Source organism: Rhizobium redzepovicii, assembly GCF_019793435.1.
Lineage (GTDB): Bacteria > Pseudomonadota > Alphaproteobacteria > Rhizobiales > Rhizobiaceae > Rhizobium > Rhizobium redzepovicii.
Window position 1 is genome coordinate 350,496 of record NZ_JAILYH010000003.1, and the last position, 16,477, is coordinate 366,972.

A 16,477-nucleotide genomic window follows, 5' to 3' on the forward strand; every position below is an offset into this window, starting at 1 on the left:
GATCTCAGCGGGATCGCCGCCCCAGGACACGCATGTCGCGCTGCGCCGGCGCCTGATTGAGGAAGCGGTGGCTCGGCGTTTCCTGAGGTGCAGGCGCATTGGCCGCTTCGGGTTTGTAGGTGTAGCGATCGGCGCGGCGCCAGGCTTCCACCCGTTCGTGGCATTCTTCCGGATCGAGCGCATCGAGCACCATCCAGCCGCGCGTGACATTGTGCTGCTGTTCGGCAAGATGCGGATAAAGCTTTTCCAGCACGAAGACGGCGTCGAGAAAGCCCATGCCAAGGCTCGTCAGCGTCGTCGCGAGCTGCTGGCCGGAAAGATCGAGCATGATGCGTTCTGCAAGCCAGCGGCTGGCCGACAGCGCATCGGCCAGCGCGGTTGCGAAATGCATTGCCTCGCGTGAGCGGGCAAAACGTACCAGCAGCGCCTCCTGAATATCGGTAAGCGTGCGCAGGCCAAGCCTGTCCTCGTCGGCCCGGCCGAGATGGCCAGCAAGACCGAGAATACGCTCGCGCAGCGCCTCTTCATTGGCAACCCGCTGTTCCTGCAGCGCATCCGCCTCGTAGGTTTCTCCAGGCGCCGGCGACAGCGGCACCGTCTGGGATTCTGTGATGGGCGCCGATGCGGCGGCCGACCGCGGCTGGCTCTGGCGTAGCGCCACCAGCGCATCGATGACCTTCGGCGAGAGGGAATCGCGACTGACGATCGCCTTTACATGCGCTGCACCCTGCATGCGCGCGATGGTAATCAGGGTATCGTCGGCAATTGCCTTGGAGGCGGCAAGAAAAGGGGCGGCGATCTCGATCGGCTGGTTGCCGATGAACAGCGCCACGGCCGCCGGCATGTTTTCGCATTGAGAGAGTGCCGCGACGGCCTGGCGTTTGGCCTCGTCGGAGGAGGCCTGGAAGAGCGGCATGAAAAGCTCGGCAAATTGGCGCAGTTCGGAACGTGTCGGATGAGACAGGTTCTCGAAACTGCTGACGGTCGCCATCAATACCACGTCCTTTTTCCTGACGGCCAATGGGCCCTCTAGGTCTCGAAACCGGTCACGCACAAGAACACCCCGAAAACGCCGAACCAAGGGGAACCACGGGCCGATATGCGCTGGCGGAACGCATGCCGGGCCACATGGGTTATGAACAAATCCTACACCGGTAGGGTTAATGCATGCTGAAGATTTTGTGAAAATGCGCCAGAAATATACACGCGGCGCGTGTCGCGGCGTGATTGGCCGGCAACATAAAAGTCTGGTGGAAGAGGCCGCTGCAACGACTGCACATCGCTGGCATCACAAGGGAAAAGGTCAGGCGGCTTTGCGATCGCGCAGCGCGTCCAGCAATTTTTCGCGGCTGTTGTGGCCGGCCTGATAAAGGTCGAGTGCCGCCGATGCCGCATACTGCGCCTCGACGCTTTTGATGTCGACGCGCCGTTCCGCGCACCAGGCATCGAGCGCACCGCGCAGAATCTCGAGATCGTCAGGCGAGAAATATGAATTCACCAGCAAAGACATCGCTAGCCTCCGCATTCCGGCAAGAGCGTGAATATCCGCGATCGATCGGGGCCGGAAATGCTGATCGACTGGAGCAAACATACGCGTATCGGAGTCGTGTGCAATTAAATATTTTCATGAAGCATTTCTGCAACATTGCTCTTTTGCTGCCGGGGTAGGCGTGCTCCGCTCTTCTCAACTATATGATTTACTTCTTGTTTTATACTTCGAGTTCGGGCCGGAGCCTTGGGCGGCGGCGTGAAACCAAATCAACTCTTCGCGCGTTACAGAGCAGGTAACGTGAACTGTGTTTGGCTTCCGCCGAATATTAGTAAACTGTTAACTGTCATATGTCTCAATTCGGATGGGAACGACGCGATTTGAGTGTTTGGATCGTTGAGACTCCTGATCACGGTATTTCAACCAGGTGCCGTGGGAAAGGCGCGAATGCCCTCGGTTCGGTCACTCCGCCACCGCAGGACGCGCCGGCTCGCACATTGGCGGGCAGGGTGAAATCCATCGTAAGTTCATCCGTCTCGGGCAGTGCATGGAGACGAGAATGGCAATAGTAGTCGCATTGGCGGATCGGCAGCCGCGGGCGCCCCGCCGCCCGGACAAAGAGCCCCGCGAAGCTAAGATCCTCTGGTTCACGGGCGTCCGCTACGAGCGGCTGACCGAGAGCCCTAGACATGGTCCGGCGCCCGCGCCGCGCGTCAACAAGAAGTAACGTCCGTTCAACTTTAGCGGGCGCTAAATTGCTCACAGCCGGCTTCCGTCAGGAAGTTCCGCGCCGCCTCATTAAAACTTGCCTGCGGCGCCAGCGTCCGCAGCACGGCATAGCCGTCCGGCCGCGCCATTTCCACCAGGATCGCCTGCTGCAATTCCTGCGGCAGGTTCTTGCGCAGGTCGGTCAGCTGGATCGGGCCGCCGGCCAGCACATCGAGCGCACCGCCGACCGAGGTTCTGTCGTTCATGCTGAAGACCTCGTTGGAGGCGCTGTCGTAGATGGCGATCGACCAGAAGGGCACATTGCCCTTGGCGGTGAAATGCACCGGCGCATCCTCGACGTCGAAGGAGCAGACGGCGGTGCGCACGAAGGGGTCGCCATTGGCAAGGCCTGCTTCGTCATACTGGCCGCCGAGCAACGTGAAATTGTTGAGGTCGCCCTCCGCCTCCACGCGGGTCGCCGCATCCTTGCCGGTGAAATGCGGCAGCGACAGGATGATGACGAGGTGCAGCAGGGCTGCGCCGAAAAGGCCGGTCAGAATGGCGAAGAAGATCCTAAGCATTGCCGCATCCGGTCTTGGTGAGCTTCGGCATGGCGAGGTCGATCACGCCGGAGCTGCCGGCGGTCGGCGTGTCGAACAGCGTCAGCACCAGCCGGAAGGTGCCGGCCTCCGGCAAGGCCAGCCAGTTGCCGGGCTGCGCCGCGGCTGAGATGTCGATCGAGAAGCTGCTGTCCGGCTGGCGCAGCACCGTCCAGGAATTGAGCGCTGAGGGATGCCCGGTCTTGACTGCCGCCGGGTTGCCGCCATTGTCGGCGGTAAAGAGTGTCCAGATCCGGGCAGGCGGCGTTTGCCCGCTGATGCGGTAGCGGCAGCCGGCATTCAGCCGCGCACCGTCGTCGTCGACGCTCGCCGTGAAGGTCAGCCCCTCGGCGCTGCCGTAGAGCAGCTTGCCGGCGCGAGCCCGATGCGACTTGGCATAAGGATCGGCATCGACCGTCTGAAGCGCCGGAAAGGCCTCCCACGCACCGAGCTTGATCGCCCCGAAACCCTGTGTCGCATCCAGCGCATACAGCGAAATCATGATCCCGCCGCCGAAGGCGACGATCAGCGTGACCAGGATGAAGAGGGGGAATCGAAACACGTCAAGACCTTGGAAACCATATCGAGTTAAAGGGTTACCACTGATTCTGGTGGGGTGGAATGCCATGCGACGACATGTACGCGATCTATCCAGAGGTGCGGGCGTGCGCGCCTATGATTTGCCCTCACCTAGCCGGATGAGGGGCCACGCTCTCGCAGATCTCCCGGAAATCGTTCGTCGCATCCACGCGGCGTCTATTCGGCGCTCGCCACCTTCGCCGGCACGAGCGGGGCGGCATTTTTCAGCTTTGCGCCGAGGGCTTTGAGAATATTCGTCGATGGCACCGAGAGCATGCGCGGCCGGATGAGCTGCGGCAATCCGTCCTGCGGCTTGGCGGCGACGGTCTTGGCGAGATCCTTTTCCGAGGGCAAGGGATTTTCGATGCCGGGAATGGCGCGCAGCGTCACACCCTGATGGGCGTAGTCCATGGCGCGCTTGAAGGTCATCGCCGGCAGCGAGCCGCCGGTCATGTTGTTGGTCGAGGTATAGTCGTCATTGCCGAACCAGACGGCGCAGGTGTAGTTGCCGGTGAAACCCACGAACCAGGCGTCGCGGTAGGCCTGGGTCGTGCCGGTCTTGCCAGCTGTCACGATGCCGTTGTCAAGGGCTGCCTTGCGCGCCGTGCCGACATAGGGAACGCGCGACAACATCTGGTTCATATAGGCATCGGCCTGTTCCGAGAGTACGCGTTTGGGCGCCGGCTCGTCGCGGTCGAAATCATAGAGCACGTCGCCGTCGTAATCGAGAACCTGGGTGATGCCGTGGCGGCGCGACTGATAGCCGCCGGCCGGGAAGGTGGCATAGGCCGTCGCCTGATCGAGCACCGTCACCTCGGACGTGCCGATCGGGATGGTGACGTCGTCACGGATCGGCGTTTCGACGCCGAGGTTCTTCGCCATGGCCCGGATCGGCTGAATGCCGAGCTTCTCCTTGGCAAGCCGCACCGGCACCGTGTTGATCGATTGGGCGATCGCCGTCTCAAGGGTTATGCGGCCAGCATAGTGGTTCGCATAATTGTGCGGGCTCCAATTGCCCCAAGAGATCGGTGCGTCGACGATCGTCGTCTGCGGCGTCATCCCGCTCTCCATGGCCACCGAATAGGTATAGACCTTGAAGGAGGATCCCGGCTGGCGCAGCGCCCTGGTGGCGCGGTTGAACTGGCTTTCGCCGTAGTCCCGCCCGCCGACCATGGCGCGTACCGCGCCGCCGTTCTCGATCATCACCATGGCACCCTGCTTGGCGTGATAGGCCTCGCCATATTCGCGCAGCGACGTTTCGACCGATTCCTCAGCCGCCTGCTGGATACCCATGTCGATTGTCGTGCGCACGATCAGCGAATGCTGGTGGAAGCGCGGCGACAGCCGCTGCACCTCGTCGAAAGCCCAATCGAGGAAAAAGTCGGGCGATTCTACCTCGTTGCGGTCGACGACGGTTGCCGGATTGCGCCGGGCGGCGATCACCTGTCCCTCGGTCATCAGCCCGCTCTGCACGAGGTTGGTCAGCACCTCATTTGCGCGCGCACGTGCCGCCGGCAGATTCACATGCGGCGCATATTTGGCCGGCGCCTTGAACAGGCCGGCCAGCATGGCGGATTCGGCAAGGTTCACATCGGTGATATTCTTGCCGAAATAGAACTGCGCCGCCGCGGCTGCGCCAAAGGTGCCGCCGCCCATATAGGCGCGGTCGAGGTAGGTAGAGAGGATTTCCTTCTTGGAAAGGTTCGACTCGAGCCACAAGGCGAGGAACGCTTCGGTGATCTTGCGGTCGATCGAACGCTCGTTGGAGAGAAACAGGTTCTTGGCGAGCTGCTGGGTCAGCGTCGAGCCGCCCTGCACGACTTCGCCCGCCTGGGCGTTAGTCACCATGGCGCGGAAGAGGCCGATCACGTCGATGCCGAAATGGTCGAAGAAGCGCCGGTCTTCGGTAGCGAGCACCGACTTGATCAGGGAATCCGGCAGCTCGTCGATCGGCACGGAGTTCTGGTGAATGACGCCGCGATGGCCGATGACGTTGCCGTAACGATCAGTAAAGGTGACGGCGAAATCGCCGCGGTTGCGCCAGTCCTCCTTGGTCGCCTCGAAGGCCGGCTGGGCAAGCAGCAGCATCAGCACCGAGCCGGCCGCCCCGAGCGTCAGCCCTTCGCCGGCCAATTCGAAGACCATGCGCTTCCAGCCGCGCACGCGGAAGCGGCGAAAAAAGATGGTGATGTCTTCCCAGATCTCGGCGGCGCGGAAGCCGGCGTTCCAGACGGTTGAGTCGATCCACGAATCGATGCGCAGCAGGATGTGGCGGCTCTTCGCCGGCCGCTTGTCCGCCGCGTTATTCGCCGTTTCTTTGGGTCCCGCTTCGGGACCTCTTTCGGGGTTGTCCGGATCCTGCACGTCCTGTATTCCCGCCTGATCGCGCTTCGCTTATCTCCGGCCGTCGGAAAGCGACGAAAGCGCGAGGCCGCCATATGGCCGCAAAGCCCTCCGATACCAGGAGCATGCTGAAGAATTGATTGATTTTGCGGCTGATAACAAGAGAGATAGATGGCGGTCACGTCAATTTGCGGGCCGCTGTTGCAAGAAATGACGATGAACGATCTGCCCTTCTGGAAGCGCAAGACGCTTGCCGAAATGACCGTCGCCGAATGGGAAAGCCTCTGCGACGGCTGCGGTCTCTGTTGCCTCAACAAAATCGAGGAATGGGATAGCGGCGATATCTATTTCACCTCGGTCAGCTGCAAGCTGCTCGACGGCGAAAGCTGTCGCTGCTCTAGCTATGAGAACCGCTGGGATTTCGTTCCGGATTGCGTGCAGCTGACCAAGGAGAATGTGCCCGATATCGCCTGGCTGCCGCCGACCTGCGGCTACCGGCTGGTCAATGAAGGCCGTGATCTCTACTGGTGGCACCCGCTAATCTCCGGCGATCCGGAAACCGTTCATGCCGCCGGCATTTCCGCGCGCGGCCGCACGATCAACGAAAACGAGATCGATATCGACGACCTCGAAGACTACGTCGTCGACTGGCCGCTGACTGTGGGTGAAGAGAAGGACGAGGAAGAGGAAGAGGCGTAAGCGGCTCAGCTTTTTACCGCTGCGAGGAAGCGGCGCAATTCCACCTCCACATATTTGTCCACCGGCCCTTCCGCGCCAAAGCCCCACCAGGTGAGCGAGCCCTGCCATTGCGACAGCATCAGCCGAGCGATGGTCTCCGGCGCGCCTGCCGATGCGAAACAGCGTGCGATCGCCGCGGTCAGCGCCGTTCCCCAGGCAGCCCCCCGGGCGCGCAACACCGGATCGCGGAAGTCCTCGCGCAGCACCCGCAGTCCCTCGCCATAGGCGGCGGCATTGTCGCCGTAATCCTGCGACAGTCCGACAAGCAGCGCAACGGCGCCGTCCGGTGTGATCGCCACGCTGCCTGCAAGCCTTGCCGTTTCCGCATCCAGCCTGTCCCAGGCGTATAGCAGCGCTGCGCGCAGCATCGCCGCCTTCGTGGTAAAACGCTGCACCAGCGTCGAACCGGAAAGGCCGCTGACTTTGGCCACCGCCGCAAAGGTCGCCGCATCCGGCCCCTCGGCATGGATCAGCGCCAAAACCATGGCGAGAAGCTGTTCATCGGAAAGCGTACGGCGGCGCGGCATGAATTTCCTCGCGTATCCGCCTTATTTATGAACGAACATTCGTTTATATGCAATGTCAGTTTTTTCTTTTCTAACGTGGAGGATGGAGAAGTGACAACGGACTTGCGGGAGAAAGTGGCTTTGGTGGCGGGTGCAACGCGGGGCGCTGGCCGCGGCATTGCAGTGGAACTCGGCGCTGCCGGCGCCACCGTCTATGTGACGGGGCGCTCGACGCGCGCGCAGCAATCCGAATATGCCAGGCCAGAAACGATCGAGGAAACGGCCGAACGTGTCACGGCTGCGGGCGGGAGGGGTATTGCCGTGAGGGTAGACCATCTCGTCGAGGCTGAGGTCGAGGCGCTGGTCGCCCGCATCCGGGCAGAGGCCGGCCGGCTCGATATTCTCGTCAACGACATCTGGGGCGGCGAAAAACTGTTCGAATGGGATAAGGCCGTCTGGGAGCATTCGCTGGACAAGGGCCTGCGCCTGCTGCGGCTCGGCATCGAGACGCATCTGATCACCGCCCATTATGCGCTGCCGCTGTTGATCGAGCGACCGGGCGGGCTGCTTGTCGAGGTGACCGACGGCACGGCCGACTACAATGCCACCCATTATCGGCTGTCGCCCTTCTACGACCTCGTCAAAACCGGCGTCACCCGCATGGCCTGGGCGCATGCGCAGGATCTGGTAAAACATGGCGCCACGGCCGTTTCGATCACGCCCGGCTGGCTGCGCTCCGAAATGATGCTGGATGCCTATGGTGTCAACGAAGACAATTGGCGCGAGGCAACCAAGGTGCAGCCGCACTTCGCCATTTCCGAAACCCCGCACTTCGTCGGCCGCGCCGTCGCTGCGATTGCCGCCGATCCCGACCGCGCCCGCTGGAACGGCCAGTCGCTGTCGAGCGGTGGGCTTGCCAAGGTCTACGGGTTCGATGACATCGACGGTTCGCGGCCGGATTGCTGGCGCTACATGGTGGAAGTGCAGGAGCCGGGCAAACCGGCGGATGTGACGGGATACCGCTAAAGCGCGTCGCTGGGGGCGGGGTGGCACAGCCCAAACAAAGGGCGAAGCGCGCCGCATCAATCAGATCGGGGCGACGCGCTCTGAGGCCTCTGCTTACTGCGCGGCTGCGAGCCGCGCCGCATCGCGAAACGACACCAGCCGTTTCGTCTGTTCGTCCCACAGCACCAGCTTGACGCAGCGCAGGCTTTCCATGAGCGTGATGCGGCCGAGGTCGGCAAGCTCAGGATGGTCTCGCAGCACCTCCGGCAGCCGGTAATAGGGCACCCGGCTCGACAGATGATGGACATGGTGGATGCCGATATTGCCGGTGATCCAGCGCAGCACCGGCGGCAGGTCGTAATGCGAAGCGCCGTGAAGAGCTGCATGCTGGAACTGCCAGTCCGGCTCCTTCGACCAATGCGTTTCCTCAAACTGGTGCTGGACATAAAACAGCCAGACACCGGCAGCACCGGCCAGAAGCACGGTCGGCAGATGCACCAGCAGGAAGGGGACGATCCCGACGGCCCAGATCAGCAGTGCCGCGACCGCCGCGATGGCAAGATTGGTCGCCATTGTGGAGACCCAGGGCAAGGCGCCGGAGCGCATCATGCCGAAGGGCAGGCGCTGCTTGAAGATGAACAGCCATGCCGGCCCGATTCCGAACATCACGGCCGGGTGCCGGTACAGCCGGTAACCAAGCCGGCCCCAGCGCGACAGCGCATTGTATTCGGCGATCGTCAGCGTTTCGATGTCGCCGACGCCGCGTTCGTCCAGGTTCCCTGCCGAGGCGTGGTGCTCCGCGTGTGCCCGGCGCCAATAGTCGTATGGCGTCAGCGTCAGGATGCCGATCGTTCGCCCAACCCAGTCGTCGACGCCGCGGCGTGCGAAAAACGAGCCATGGCCGCAATCGTGTTGGATCATGAACAGCCGTAACAGGAAAGCGGCGGCGGGAACGACGAGGATGAGGCCGGGCCAGAAGCTGTAATGAACCGCGGCCCATGCGGCAGCCCAGAACAGAGCGAACGGGACGACCGTGACGGCAAGCTCAAAAGCGCTTCGACCGGCTCTCGGCTGACGGTATCCGGCAAGAATCTTCAACCAGCGCTTCTCAGCGAAAAGCGCGTTGTGCCCCCCGGAAGACTCCGAGTTTGCGGCGGGTTCGCCCAAAGGGACCACTTGGATTTCCTTAATCTCGTTGCGGCGCGCGGATTGGATCACAGAATAGCGCCATGAAAGGCCGCGATACTCGAAAGGCCGAGTGCGATCACTACAGCCGAGCGAATGAGAAAGAGCGGATAGTCGAAACGGTACATTGTGTGAAGAGAGACCATGGCTGCAGCACTTCCTGTTTTTGTGGAAACATGTCAATGGGTGATAATGTCACGCAGGAGCGTAGCGTGGCCGACCGGACGCGCAATCACTTCAGTTGACACATGATTCTTATGCGCAAATCGATCGTGAATTGCGCTATCTCTGCGAAGAGGCGGGGGCTCGATAAGATCTTTTATTTCTTTGGAGCACTGCCATGCGGGGCGGTCGTGGTCGCCGTCTTCATCTGATTGGCGAACGTGCTTTCCACCTTCGCCGCCTGCTTGTCCTTCTTCGGCTTCCGGACCTCACGATTGCTTCTAACCTGTCCTTTTGCCATGAATAAATCTCCCGTTTGATCGAAAACTGAAAAGCCGTAGCCTGCGCGGTGTTCGCCCGCTTGTCGACCGCGACCGGAGATCGCGGGATCGTCGTGAGGACGACCCGACAACGCCGGGCCGCAGGAATTGAATGAAATGATGCCTGCTGAAACCGCATCGAAGTCTGGAGGCGGATGACCTCAGAGGTCACCAAAAGCCAAACCCGACGTTGAGGCGGGACGTCACCATGTTTTCGCGATCGGGAAAATGGCGGGCCGGATTCCGGTCACCGCAGATGCCGCATCGGCCAAATCAGCGAGCCCTTCTCTTACAATGAAATTGCGGTGCCATTAAGGCCGTTGCCGCAACAAAGCCATATTTTCAGAGGGGCTTAATCATTGATGGGAAACAGGCGGATCAGTTTGGTTCTTTCCATTTCCGCTCGCCCGGATGCCGACATGATGCCGCGCGCCAGGCAAAGATCTATATCCCGCCCGATGTCGAACGGGACCCGCATCCCTCCGGCCTTGAGCAGGCGGTCGGTCATCGTGAGAAGCAGGTCCACCCTTGCCTGGCAGCCGTCCGCTTCGAGGAGCGCCACCCGGCGCTCCCTGTCAATCGCAGCAAGATCCTTGGCATGCTGCCGTTGCTGATAAGCGCCGAACTGTACCCATCCAAGATAACCCGCCACTGCGACGCCGATACAGAGACACAGGGTTTTCCGCAGCTTCAAAGTGATTGGCTCCTTTGGCGAATCTGAAAGATGCGCAGCGCATCAGCCAGCGGCCCGTCTTTCGCGCGGCAATCCCTGTATCGCATATCGGTTGAAGATGGGGGTGATCGGTTTTGGCGGTTCCTTCGGCTTGCCGAAATGGTATTCGAGAGCCTTTGAGAGCATGGCCGGCGAGGTGACGCCCTCCTGGAACAGCCTGATCAGCAACACGGCCGCGACGTTGAACACGCGTTGGTCATCGATCAGGATTCTGGCGTCGTAGCCGGCGTCGTCGAGCACGCCTTGAAGCATGTCGAGATCGGACGAGGTCAGATGCGGCTTTTCGGAAGTGGAAGACATAGGCCCTCCTTTCGTCGGGGCGAGGGGATGAAACCCTCAGTCGGCAGCGCCCGTACAATGGCTGCCGAAGGCGAGACCATGCGCCTTTCGCCGAGGCAAGGCAATGGGATTCTGTTGCTAATATTCGCTTTATCTTATGAAGCGCCCGCACCGGTCAGGGTGCGGGCGCAACGGTCATTCCGCGGCCTGATAGGCCGAAGTCCGGGCGGCCGATGTCCGCGGACCGGCGGCGGCAAGCAGGGTGATCGCGACCGCAAGCAGCGCCACGAAGGCGATACCGGCGACATAAGGATCCCAGCCGAAATGCGGTGCGGCGCCGAATACTGCCGAAGCGGCTGCGAGCACAATGCCGCCGCCGATCTGGAAGGAGGCGAAGAGCAGTCCGGAAGCGAGCCCCGATTTGTCATCCTCGACGTCAGAAAGGGCTGCGACCTGCACCGAAGGGTAGGTCAGTGCATAACCGAGGCCGAGCGGGATCTGCGAAAACAGCACGAGCAGGATCGCGTCGACATGCCCGAGTGCGGTCACCCAGAAGACGTAGCTGAAGGCCTGCAGGCCGACACCTGCCGCCATCAGCCTGGTAGCGCCGCGATTTTGTGCAAGGCTTGCAAAACGGGGCGCCAGGAACATCACGAAGACGCCGCCAAGCGCAAAGCAGAAGCCGGTGGTGAAGGCCGACCAGCCGAGGACGTTTTGGTAATAGAGCGTCGCCAGGAACTGGAAGCCGACATAGGCGCCCTGGAAGAGGGCGGCAATCGCATTGGCGTGCCGAAGTTTCGCCCGGCGGAACATGCCGAGCGGCACCATTGGATCGGGGTGGCGCGCTTCGACTGCGAGGAAGAGCAGGATCAGCGCCAGCGATGCCAGCAGCGAGCCCCAGGTCGCAAAAGCCTGCCAGCCGGCGGCCGCGGCATTGGTGATGCCGAAGACGAAGAGCAGCAGCCCGGGGGTGATCGTCAGCGCGCCGGTCCAGTCGAAAGCGGGCCGCGGCCCCGTCCTTTTCGGGTCTGCCGGCAGCGCCAGCGGCGCAAGAAAGAGCGTCAGGATGGCGACCGGCGCACCCATGACCAGCGTTGTCCGCCAGCTGAAGATGGTCGCAGCACCGCCGAGCACCATGCCGAGCACGAACCCTGTCGCGCCGGTCGAGGCGAAGACGCCGAGCGCCTTTGCCCGTGCAGTTCCTTCGCCAAAGACGGAGAGCAGCAGCGCAAGCGCTGCCGGCGCGGTGAAGGCCGCCGCAATGCCCTTGATCAATCGGGCGGCGATCAGAGTCGGGCCGCTGTCGACGAAGCCGCCGGCGATGCTGGCGGCGGCAAAAATCGCCAGCGACCAGAGGAAGACGCGGCGGTGGCCGAAGACGTCGGCGACCCGGCCGCCGAGCAGCAGAAAGCCGCCATAGCCGAGCACATAAGCGCTGACGGCCCATTGCAGCGACGTCGCTTCCATGCCCAGTTCAGCCTGGATGGCGGGCAGCGCGACACCGATGGTGGAGACGTCCATGGCGTCGAGAAAATTGGCGGCGCAGAGCAGCAGCAATGCCAGCCCCGCTCCGCTTTTCGATTTGGAAAGTGTCATCGATACGTTCCTTTTTTGCTGCCGCCTCGTCGAGGGAGGTTGCGCGGACGGCAGGGAACGGAAAAATGTACATCTTCCTACCTCATTGCAAATTGATAGTAGCCATGCCAGGTATTACTCATGATGATGAATGATGCCACGCTTCGCAAAATCGACCTGAACCTTCTGCTGGCCTTTTCGGTGCTGATGCAGGAGCGCAATGTCAGCCGCGCCGCCGAACGGTTGCTGCTCGGCCAGCCGGGCCTGTCGGCCGCTTTGCGACGGCTGCGCGAGACACTTGATGACGAACTGTTCGTGCGTGTCGGTCGCGGCCTGCAGCCGACGCCCCGCGCCCTTTCCATTGCTCCGGCAATCGAGGATGCGCTCTCGGGCATCGAGCGCGCTATTCGCCCGCAGGCCGACTTCGATCCGGGAAGCTGGCAGGGCGAGTTCCGCATCGGCATGTGCGACAATCTCGAATCGGCCTTTTTTGGCCCGCTTGCCGCCCGACTGCTGCAGCTTTCACCCGGCGCCCGGCTGATCGGCATCGCTTCCGAAAAGCGCGATGCCGCCCGCCGGCTGGACGAGGGGGGCTTCGATTTCAGCGTATCCGTGCATGACGAACCAGCCTCCTGGCACATCCGAGCGCCGCTGTTCAATCAGGCATCGATCTGCATTTACGATGAGGCTCAACTCAAGCTGAAGGCGCCACTGAGCCTTGAGGATTTCGCCGATGTCGCCCATGTCACTGTCTCGTTCGAGGGCAACGCCTCGACCAGCATCGACACCGCGCTGAGCCGCACCGGCCATGTCAGGCGTGTGGTGGCAACGGTGCCGCGCTTTTCCGCCCTGCCAACGGCGTTGCGGGCGATGCCGGCCATATCAATCGTGCCGGAATCGATCGGACGCTGCATGGCGCAATTGCACGGACTGACGATCTCAGCGCCGCCGCTTTCGCTGCCGGCCGATCCGGTAACCATGCTCTATCGCCGCGTCGACCAGGCCGATGGCCGGGCGCGCTGGTTCCGCCGCCTGTTCCTCGACGTCGCCGGCGAGGCGCTCGTCGCCTCCGGCTGCCGCGTCTCGATATCGAGAGCTGCGGCGTAGAGCAATTCCAGGAAAAGTATGAAGCGATTTTCCGCCCGGAATTGCGTCAGAGCTAGCGCCTATTACAGTTCGCCTTTATGGAAATAGGCTTCGAGACGGTAGCCGTCCGGGTCGATGATAAAGGCTGCATAATAGAACTGCCCGTAATCCGGCCGAATGCCGGGTTCGCCATTATCAGTGCCGCCGGAGGCGACCGCTGCCGCGTGAAAGGCATCGACGGCGGCTTCATCAGGCGCGACGAAGCAGAAATGCAGCCCGGATCGCAGATCGGCAAGAACCGGCTGCTCGACCTGCATCACCCAGAGCCCGACCCGTTCCGGGCCATAGCCGATCATGGTGTCGGAATTGGACAGGCGCTCATATCCGAGCGGCGCCAGCGCCGCATCATAGAAATGGCGGGCTCTTTCGAGGTCTTTGACGCCGATGGAGACATGATCGAACATGGGCCGCAAAACTCCCTCCCTTTTTCGCCAATCCCCGAAGGATTGCTCATCCCCAAGATGGCACGATGCCAACATCTTTCAACCGCCGTCCCGAGTCAACGAATGGGCTTGCATCGTCATCGCAGCTTGCCTGCTCATTCATGGCCGGTGATTCAGCCCAGCCGCTGTCACGTGGTTTTGGGGAGGGCAGAGTCCGGCTCGGGGGCGGTGAGGCTGCTGCCGCATCCGTTCTAAACAGCGCCCTCGGAGACGCTTTGCATCTGCTGCAGGTCCGTCATCTCATAGGTCCAGACTCGAAACGCCTTCAGCACATGCGGTCCGAAGGAATTGATGAGCGGTATGTCGGCAGCGTCGCGCCCGCGGGCGACGACGATGCGACCGATCCGCGGTGTGTTGTTGCGCGGATCGAATGCATGCCATGCACCGTCAAGGAAGACCTCGATCCAGGCGCTGAAGTCCATTGGATCAACGACGGGAATGCCGATGTCGCCGAGATGACCATTGATATATCGGGCAGGAATGTTGAGGCAACGGCACAACGCCACCGCCAGATGCGCAAAGTCGCGACAGACGCCGACGCGTTCGTGGAACGCCTCGAAGGCTGTCCGCGTCGATCGCGCCTGCATGTAGTCGAATTGGATATGGCCGTGAACGAAGTCGCAGATCGCCTGAACGCGGCTCCAGCCGGGTGCGACGGTGCCGAATATATCCCACGCAATCTGACTGAGACGATCCGTTTCGCAATAGCGGCTGCCCATCAGGTAGACGAGGCAATCGTCTGGCAACTCCGAAACCGGGAGTTCCCTGGCGCCTGGCAGCGACCTGTCCGGTTTGCCGTCGTCTTCGATCGTCGCATCGCCCCATATGGTCAGGTCGCCCGTCGGGGCGACCAGCCGAAGGCAGCGGTTGCCGAAGAGGTCGCGATAAGTCGAAGTGGGAACATTGGGCGTGGTGAATACCGTTTCCGGAACCCTGATGTCGGCCGCACGATCCTCATGCACCGACAACAGACATACCAATGCGGTCGGCTGCGGGCAGGTCAGCGTCATTTCATAGCCGTAACGGATCAACATGGAGCGTTCTCGCGCGTCCGGATCCGTCTAGCGGAAATCCGCCGCAGTTAGAGTATAAAAGGCGCGGCGGCGGTAGGAGTAGGCTTTGTGCGCCACCTCCTGAATGGAGTTGCGCAGGGCGTCGAAGGAGGATAGCCACCTCGTTACCGAAGGCTCGGTTCTTTGCAATGCGGCGTCGGATTTCGCCAGCGCGCCAACCTCGATGAAGAACAACACCTGGAACATGCCGTCATGGCCCACGAAGCGCACAGCATTTCTCGCCGGATCGAAGCTACGGCTTAGGTTCAGAAAAGCTAGCGCCATGGTTGGACCGGCGGGCTCTTCCGAGCACTCCGAGCGGTGCCCGACAGCCTGAGCCATTCCTTCCGATATCCTATGTTGAGGAGATTGAAGGACATCATGTCTTCCCCGGCTTCCGTATGGCCGGCGTGCACGGGAACGCTTGCAGAAACACGATAGACGGTCCACGAACGGGCGGATTCGATCCGGCCGTCGTGTTTGGTCTCCATGGAGTAGCGGCCGGGCGCTTCCCATGTGTGGACGGCAAAGGCATTCCGTCTTCGTTCGGCTTCGTCTCCATGGCTGTTCACGATGTCAACCTTTCGTCATTCGGGCCGCGGCCTTGGCCAAACGTCCTCTCGATCAGTGTTGCGCCGCTGCCGGCGGGCGATAGGTTTACCGATTCCAGGCTATCTTCCGTCACGACCCGCTCATGACGTTCATCGTCACTGCGGATGCGGTATTGCAGCACATTTCCTCTGAGAGGCAGCGTGGCGGTAACACGGTATGTTTCGGGGAGCTTGGAGGGAACGACGAAGAACCCGTCCTTCACCCGGACGGTCTGCCCCACCGTGAAGATATGTGTTGCTGCCTCGCGCCGGATGGAGCGTCCATTGCGTTGCGGGATGCGCGTAGCGGTCATGACGGTTTTTGGTCCTTTTCGAGCACGGTTTCGAGATCTGACAAGTGGATAGGCATCATTTGCTGCGTCGAACTCTGGGCGGCTATCGCCGGCAGGTGGATGAAGGCGCCGACCCGTCGCCAGGCAAGCCTGGAGACGCCATCGATCAATTCCTCGTCATAATCGACGCGGTATTCTCCGGCTGGCTGCGCTCTGTCGAAACCGGGCAGGCGGAATGGGGATGAAAAGCGGACGACGGTTTGTGTGGTGCGACTTGTCACGGCTCGGGCCTCCGCAGGATACACCGATATGTTTCCTGTATCATTGAGATCCGAACCGGACGAACTCGAGGCTGCCGGTACATCCGCGGTCAGCGCCAAGCTCATTCCGGATCGGAACAGGCGAACTCAACGCCGGAACGACGTTATGGATCGCTGTCGAGAATTCAGTGGTGATGGCGGGTCGTAGGTCTCTGACACCGCGAAGCCAGGTCGGCTAAATCGACGAGACCTATCATTGCGCCTCGATTGCGTTTAAATCAAGATAAAATCTGATTTATCTATGAAAAACGCCAAATTAACTCTTTGTTCATTCAAATAAAATCGGACGCGATGGCGCAAAAAATTCTATTCACTTCCCGATTATTACAAAATACTCGGTCGGATTGATTTCCTGAATATCTCAAAAAAATTCCTGCGTGAATAATATTTCTTGGCACTCCTATCAATCGAG

The 16,477-nt window shown here is 61.3% G+C and carries 21 protein-coding genes; 4 read left to right on the forward strand and 17 right to left on the reverse strand.

Going from position 1 to position 16,477, the window contains the following annotated elements:
- Positions 1 to 4: 4 nt before the first annotated feature.
- Both K6N12_RS06505 and K6N12_RS06510 read right to left on the reverse strand, forming a co-directional pair.
- Entirely contained in the window at positions 5 to 1,054 is a 1,050-nt protein-coding gene (locus K6N12_RS06505; RefSeq protein ID WP_097627692.1) for a DUF2336 domain-containing protein, read from the reverse strand.
- A gap of 249 nt (positions 1,055 to 1,303) precedes the next feature.
- Complete coding sequence (locus K6N12_RS06510) at positions 1,304 to 1,510, reverse strand: hypothetical protein (RefSeq protein WP_097627694.1); 207 nt, start codon at positions 1,508 to 1,510, stop codon at positions 1,304 to 1,306.
- A 538-nt stretch (positions 1,511 to 2,048) separates the two neighbouring features.
- On the opposite strand from K6N12_RS06510, the gene K6N12_RS06515 reads away from it, so the two are divergent.
- Entirely contained in the window at positions 2,049 to 2,216 is a 168-nt protein-coding gene (locus K6N12_RS06515; RefSeq protein WP_165503950.1) for a hypothetical protein, read from the forward strand.
- A gap of 13 nt (positions 2,217 to 2,229) precedes the next feature.
- Here the strand turns inward: K6N12_RS06515 and K6N12_RS06520 are convergent, their stop codons facing one another.
- From K6N12_RS06520 to K6N12_RS06530, 3 genes are all read right to left on the reverse strand, one after another.
- Positions 2,230 to 2,778 carry a DUF1254 domain-containing protein gene (locus tag K6N12_RS06520; protein WP_003587740.1) on the reverse strand — a complete coding sequence of 183 codons (549 nt, stop codon included), beginning with the start codon at positions 2,776 to 2,778 and terminating at the stop codon, positions 2,230 to 2,232.
- Positions 2,771 to 3,358, reverse strand: a complete 588-nt coding sequence (locus tag K6N12_RS06525) for a DUF1214 domain-containing protein (protein WP_097627696.1) — start codon at positions 3,356 to 3,358, stop codon at positions 2,771 to 2,773. The genes K6N12_RS06520 and K6N12_RS06525 overlap by 8 nt, the downstream gene beginning before the upstream one ends.
- A 194-nt stretch (positions 3,359 to 3,552) precedes the next feature.
- Positions 3,553 to 5,739 (reverse strand): transglycosylase domain-containing protein, encoded by a 2,187-nt coding sequence (locus tag K6N12_RS06530; protein WP_097627698.1) that lies wholly within the window; start codon positions 5,737 to 5,739, stop codon positions 3,553 to 3,555.
- A 195-nt stretch (positions 5,740 to 5,934) separates the two neighbouring features.
- Between K6N12_RS06530 and K6N12_RS06535 the strand changes: the two genes are divergently transcribed.
- Positions 5,935 to 6,417, forward strand: coding sequence for a YcgN family cysteine cluster protein (locus K6N12_RS06535; RefSeq protein WP_012557045.1), 483 nt, complete (start codon positions 5,935 to 5,937; stop codon positions 6,415 to 6,417).
- A gap of 5 nt (positions 6,418 to 6,422) precedes the next feature.
- On the opposite strand, the gene K6N12_RS06540 is transcribed toward K6N12_RS06535, so the two are convergent.
- Positions 6,423 to 6,983, reverse strand: coding sequence for a TetR family transcriptional regulator (locus tag K6N12_RS06540; RefSeq protein ID WP_097627700.1), 561 nt, complete (start codon positions 6,981 to 6,983; stop codon positions 6,423 to 6,425).
- Between the two features lie 90 nt (positions 6,984 to 7,073).
- On the opposite strand from K6N12_RS06540, the gene K6N12_RS06545 reads away from it, so the two are divergent.
- Complete coding sequence (locus K6N12_RS06545) at positions 7,074 to 7,988, forward strand: SDR family oxidoreductase (RefSeq protein WP_097627702.1); 915 nt, start codon at positions 7,074 to 7,076, stop codon at positions 7,986 to 7,988.
- Between the two features lie 93 nt (positions 7,989 to 8,081).
- On the opposite strand, the gene K6N12_RS06550 is transcribed toward K6N12_RS06545, so the two are convergent.
- From K6N12_RS06550 to K6N12_RS06570, 5 genes are all read right to left on the reverse strand, one after another.
- Positions 8,082 to 9,143 carry a fatty acid desaturase gene (locus K6N12_RS06550; protein WP_179867140.1) on the reverse strand — a complete coding sequence of 354 codons (1,062 nt, stop codon included), beginning with the start codon at positions 9,141 to 9,143 and terminating at the stop codon, positions 8,082 to 8,084.
- A 328-nt stretch (positions 9,144 to 9,471) separates the two neighbouring features.
- On the reverse strand, positions 9,472 to 9,615 hold the full coding sequence (locus tag K6N12_RS06555) for a hypothetical protein (RefSeq protein ID WP_003587729.1): 144 nt from the start codon (positions 9,613 to 9,615) through the stop codon (positions 9,472 to 9,474).
- A gap of 371 nt (positions 9,616 to 9,986) precedes the next feature.
- Positions 9,987 to 10,322: a hypothetical protein gene (locus K6N12_RS06560; protein ID WP_097627769.1), complete on the reverse strand. Its 336-nt coding sequence runs from the start codon at positions 10,320 to 10,322 to the stop codon at positions 9,987 to 9,989.
- Between the two features lie 48 nt (positions 10,323 to 10,370).
- On the reverse strand, positions 10,371 to 10,667 hold the full coding sequence (locus tag K6N12_RS06565) for a hypothetical protein (RefSeq protein WP_097627706.1): 297 nt from the start codon (positions 10,665 to 10,667) through the stop codon (positions 10,371 to 10,373).
- A 174-nt stretch (positions 10,668 to 10,841) separates the two neighbouring features.
- The gene (locus tag K6N12_RS06570) at positions 10,842 to 12,242 is read right to left on the reverse strand and encodes an MFS transporter (RefSeq protein WP_097627708.1); all 1,401 of its coding nucleotides are present in this window, start codon (positions 12,240 to 12,242) and stop codon (positions 10,842 to 10,844) included.
- A gap of 123 nt (positions 12,243 to 12,365) precedes the next feature.
- Between K6N12_RS06570 and K6N12_RS06575 the strand changes: the two genes are divergently transcribed.
- A complete protein-coding gene (locus tag K6N12_RS06575) occupies positions 12,366 to 13,328 on the forward strand; it encodes a LysR family transcriptional regulator (RefSeq protein WP_097627770.1) in 963 nt (320 codons plus the stop codon).
- Between the two features lie 62 nt (positions 13,329 to 13,390).
- Here K6N12_RS06575 and K6N12_RS06580 read toward each other — a convergent pair whose 3' ends face one another.
- From K6N12_RS06580 to K6N12_RS06600, 6 genes are all read right to left on the reverse strand, one after another.
- Positions 13,391 to 13,771, reverse strand: a complete 381-nt coding sequence (locus tag K6N12_RS06580; protein WP_097627710.1) for a VOC family protein — start codon at positions 13,769 to 13,771, stop codon at positions 13,391 to 13,393.
- 230 nt (positions 13,772 to 14,001) lie between these two features.
- Entirely contained in the window at positions 14,002 to 14,844 is an 843-nt protein-coding gene (locus tag K6N12_RS06585; protein ID WP_097627712.1) for a transglutaminase-like domain-containing protein, read from the reverse strand.
- 27 nt (positions 14,845 to 14,871) lie between these two features.
- Complete coding sequence (locus tag K6N12_RS06590) at positions 14,872 to 15,147, reverse strand: DUF1488 family protein (RefSeq protein ID WP_097627714.1); 276 nt, start codon at positions 15,145 to 15,147, stop codon at positions 14,872 to 14,874.
- Positions 15,138 to 15,434, reverse strand: coding sequence for a hypothetical protein (locus K6N12_RS34795; protein WP_097627716.1), 297 nt, complete (start codon positions 15,432 to 15,434; stop codon positions 15,138 to 15,140). Before K6N12_RS34795 ends, K6N12_RS06590 begins: the two co-directional genes overlap by 10 nt.
- A complete protein-coding gene (locus tag K6N12_RS06595; protein ID WP_097627717.1) occupies positions 15,431 to 15,766 on the reverse strand; it encodes a hypothetical protein in 336 nt (111 codons plus the stop codon). Before K6N12_RS06595 ends, K6N12_RS34795 begins: the two co-directional genes overlap by 4 nt.
- The gene (locus K6N12_RS06600; RefSeq protein ID WP_097627771.1) at positions 15,763 to 16,026 is read right to left on the reverse strand and encodes a hypothetical protein; all 264 of its coding nucleotides are present in this window, start codon (positions 16,024 to 16,026) and stop codon (positions 15,763 to 15,765) included. The genes K6N12_RS06595 and K6N12_RS06600 overlap by 4 nt, the downstream gene beginning before the upstream one ends.
- Between the last annotated feature and the right edge of the window lie 451 nt (positions 16,027 to 16,477).